2 protein-coding genes are annotated in these 4,092 nt (G+C 73.1%); one reads left to right on the top strand and one right to left on the bottom strand.

Annotation, left to right across the window (positions count from 1 at the left end; translation table 11 throughout):
• Positions 1–17 precede the first annotated feature (17 nt).
• Positions 18–2,255 (bottom strand): protein-disulfide reductase DsbD family protein, encoded by a 2,238-nt coding sequence (locus tag VF697_RS32640; RefSeq protein ID WP_331101101.1) that lies wholly within the window; start codon positions 2,253–2,255, stop codon positions 18–20.
• A gap of 186 nt (positions 2,256–2,441) precedes the next feature.
• On the opposite strand from VF697_RS32640, the gene VF697_RS32635 reads away from it, so the two are divergent.
• Positions 2,442–4,085 carry a hypothetical protein gene (locus tag VF697_RS32635; protein ID WP_331101099.1) on the top strand — a complete coding sequence of 548 codons (1,644 nt, stop codon included), beginning with the start codon at positions 2,442–2,444 and terminating at the stop codon, positions 4,083–4,085.
• Positions 4,086–4,092 lie beyond the last annotated feature (7 nt).

Below are 4,092 nucleotides of genomic sequence, written 5' to 3'. Positions count from 1 at the left end.
GGGTGCACGGGCCACGGCTACGTTGCGTCGGCTCCTGGCCGGGCAGCGCGGCGCACGGCGTCGATGACGGAGTCCGCGGTGAGCAGCTCGGGCAGCACCACGGGCGCCTGGGGGGCCTTGGGGCTCACCACCAGGTACATGGGCACTCCGGCGCGGCCGAACTCGGCCAGCTTGGCGCTGATGCGCGCGTCGCGCCGCGTCCAGTCCGCCACGAAGAAGGCCACCTTGTGCTCCGCCAGGGCGGCCCGCACCTCCTCGCGCGTCAGCACGGTGCGCTCGTTGAACTTGCAGGTGAGGCACCAGTCCGCCGTGAAGTCGATGAAGACGGGCTGCCCGGCCGCGAGCGCCGCGGTCACCGCCGCCTCGTCCCACGGCTGCGCCTCGGCCACCATCGAGGCCTTGCGCACCGCCGGCCCCGTCTCGTCGAAGCGCAGGGTGACGAGGCCGCCCACGGCCAGCACCGCCACCACCGCCGCCACGCCCGCCGCCTTGCGCCCGCCCGTGGAGCCCTGCGCCAGCCCGTACATCCATGCGCCCAGGCCCACCAGCGCGAGGAAGGTGAGCAGCCGCGCCATGCCGTCCACGCCCGTGAGGCCCCCCATCACCCACACCAGCCACACCGTGGTGCCCAGCAGCGCGAAGCCGAGCAGCTGCTTGCCGCGCTCCATCCACGCGCCCGGCTTGGGGAGGAACCTCGCCAGGCCCGGCACCAGCACCAGCAGGCAGAAGGGCAGCGCGAGCCCCAGGCCCAGCATGAGAAAGGTGGCCAGCACCGTGGCCGGGCCCGCCGCGAGCGCGAAGCCCACCGCGGTGCCCAGCAGCGGCGCCGAGCAGGGCGTGGCCAGCACCACCGCCAGCACGCCCTCGCCCGCGCTGCGGCCCAGGCCATGGCTCGCGTCCACCTTCTCCACCAGCGCCGTGCCGTCCGTGCCCACGTTGAAGACGCCGAAGAGGTTGAGGGCGAAGGCCACCAGCACCGCGCACACCGCCGTGACGAAGAGCGGCTCCTGGAACTGGAAGCCCCAGCCCACGGTGCTCCCGCCCGCGCGCAGGGCCAGCACCACGAGCGCCAGCACCATCATCGAGCCCACGATGCCGCCCGCGTACGCCAGCGCGTGCGGGCCCACCTTGCCGCGCTCGGCGTGGACGGTGCGGGTGAAGCCATACGCCTTGAGGGCCAGCACCGGGAAGACGCACGGCATGAGGTTGAGCAGCGCGCCTCCGAGGAAGGCGAAGAGCAGCACCAGCCCCAGCGACAGCGACGACTCGGGCGCCACGGCGGCGCCCCCGCTCACGGACGGCGCCTTCGCGGCGGGCGCGGCGGCCCCCTCGGCGGCCACCACGGGCGCGAGCGGCAGCTCCAACGCCAGCGAGCGGTAGCCCGCGGCGGCCGTGCCCAGGCGCAGCACGCCCGCGAGCCGGGGCTCCTTCGGGGGCACGCTCGGGGACACGTCGCCCTCCAGCGTGAAGGTGCCGGGCTTGCCCTCCACGGGCGACAGGGTCAGGCGCGCGAGGCCCGGGATGCGCTCGGGGACGAAGAAGTCCTTCTCCACCGTGGGCGCCGCCGGGCCCGTCACGGTGAGGGTGCCGGTGAAGGGCTTGCCCGCGGTGAGCGGCTTCGCGTCGAGCGCGAGCGTCACCGTGTGGCCGGCGCTCTCGGGCTTTGCCGGCACGCGCGCGCGGGCCGCGTCGAAGGTGGGGGCGTGCTCGGCGTCCCGCAGCGTCTCGGGGCCCACCGTCACGTTGCGGGTGAGCATGAGCTGCGCGGGCAGGCAGTGCACCTCGCACACCAGCACGTCCGCCGCCGCCGAGAGCTGCAGCGAGCCCGTGGCCTTCTCGGACGCACGGGCCTCGGTGAAGAGGAGCACCTCCTCCGCGTAGCCATAGGTGGTGATGAAGCCGTCGGACGTCCGGAAGGTCGAGGGCGCGGGCCACTGCAAGTCGCCCACGGTGCTGCCCGGCGTGTCCCAGGTGATCTCGGAGGCCAGGCCCGACTCGCCGGGGTTCTTCCAGTAGATGTGCCAGCCCGGATCCATCCGGAAGCGCACGCCCACGCGGAAGGTGTCTCCCGGCTTCACCTGGGTGACGTCCAACAGGAGGGAGGCCTCCACCCGGTCATTGCCCTGGTCCGGCGCGCCCGTGGCCACCGCCGTGGCGGGCACTTCCGCCCGGGCCCCGCCCGCGCCCACGAAGAGCCCCAGCACCGTGAAGAGCAGTGCGCCCCAGCCCAGCCGTCGTACCCGCTGCTGCGTCATGCGCCTCCCGTAACCCACACGCTCGCCGACCGCCAGCCTCCCCACCTTGGAGTGGTGCCCATCAACCCTCCAGGCAGGCAGGCATTCCCAGGGTCGAAGACTCGACTCCGGCCGCTCGGCCGGGGTAAGAGAGGGCCCCTTGTGCGTCCTCCGCGTGCCCGCCGCGCCGGAGCGCTGAGTCTCGACATGCACCTCCGTCTCGAACGCAACGGGCCCACCGCGCTCGGAGCCCTCCGACTGGCCGATGCGCTGGTGATGGCGGGCCTCGTGCTGGCCGCCGTCTTCTTCGATCGCTTCTTCGGCGACCCGGGGCTGCCGCCCTTCGAGGATGCGGCCATCCTCATGCGCTACATCGAGAACCTCGCCCAGGGCCACGGCATCGTGTGGAACGTGGGCGAGCGGCCCGTGGACGGCGGCACGGACATGCTCTTCCTCGTGGTGGCCGCGCTCCCCCGAGCGCTCGGCTTGCCGCTCGAGGCCACCGTCCGGGGGATGATCCTCGCCAGCCATGCGGCCACGCTCGCCGTCGTCTACCTGGCGGGCCGGCAGGTGTTCTCCACCCACCGGGCCGTCTCGGTGCTCTGCACGCTGCCCCTGCTGCTGGGCCCGGGGCAGACCTACCTGAACTCCTACTTCGCCACCCCCTTCTTCGGCCTGCTGGCCGCGGTCGCCGCGTGGCGGGCGCTGCGGTGGGCGTATGCCCCCTCGCGGCGCGAGGCGTACGCCTTCGCCATCACCAGCCTGCTGCTCGGCCTGGGACGGCCGGATGGTGTCTTCCTGGCGGGCCTGCTCCTCGTCTCCCTCGCCCTCCTCCGCGGCCGTCAGGTGAAGGAGGTGCTCGTGCCCTTCCTCCTCGTCTGGGCGGTGGTGGGCGGCTCCTACTTCGCCTGGCGCTGGTGGTACTTCAGCGCGCCCTTCCCCAATCCCTTCTACAAGAAGGGGGGCGGCCAGCTGCACTGGGACGGGTTCGACAGCTCCGTGCAGTGGACGCGCTGGCAGTGCGGGGCCCTGTTCGCGGCGGCCGTGGCCTGCTTCGCCGTCAGCCTGGGCAAGACGTGGCGGGGCACGCTCGCGGCGCTGCTGCCCACCGTGGGGTTCGCCTCCATCTGGGTCCTCCTCTCCAGCGAGATGAACTACGTGGGCCGCTTCCAGTACGCGGGCACCGTGGTGCTCGCCGTCCTCTGGCCGGCGGCGGCCTGGGGCGCCAACCGCTGGTGCTTCGAGGGCGCGCCGCGCTGGAACTGGGCCCTCGGGCGCGGGCTGCCCCTGGCGCTCTTCGCGGCGGCCATGGTGGCCTGGCCGCTCACGCAGCTCGGTCCGCCCATCCGGCACCACCTCGATGGGCGCCAGGACGTAGGCCACCTCCTCGGCGAGTACGCGGATCGCGGCTACACGCTCGTCACCACCGAGGCCGGGCTGCTCCCGCTCTACTCGCGCTGGAGGACCATCGACGCCTGGGGGCTCAACGACGCGTGGATTGCCCACCACGGCGGCCTCACCTGGGACTACCTCTCCTCCACGCGCCCGGACGTCATCCTCGTCCACTACGTGGAGAACCCGCAGATGCTGCCGTTGGGCTCATGGGACGCGATGCAGGAGCTGCTCTCCCGGTACGCGACCACGCACGGCTTCATCCTCGCCGCGGCCTTTGGCGAGACGGCCAACGACGTGCACGCCTACTACGTGCGCAGCGAGCTGCCCGAAGCGCGTGAGCTCGTCCACCGCATCCGCACCCGCCCCTATATCTGGCTGGGCCACGGGCGCCAGGCCAAGGATCTCCGCGAGGAGTTCGGCCGGGCGCTGGAGCTGGTGTCCGAGTCCAAGCCGTAGCCCGCGT

This window comes from Archangium sp., from assembly GCF_036388035.1.
Classification (GTDB): domain Bacteria; phylum Myxococcota; class Myxococcia; order Myxococcales; family Myxococcaceae; genus Archangium.
Note: the sequence above shows the minus strand (reverse complement) of the source record. Positions and strands in the feature narration are given on the sequence as shown.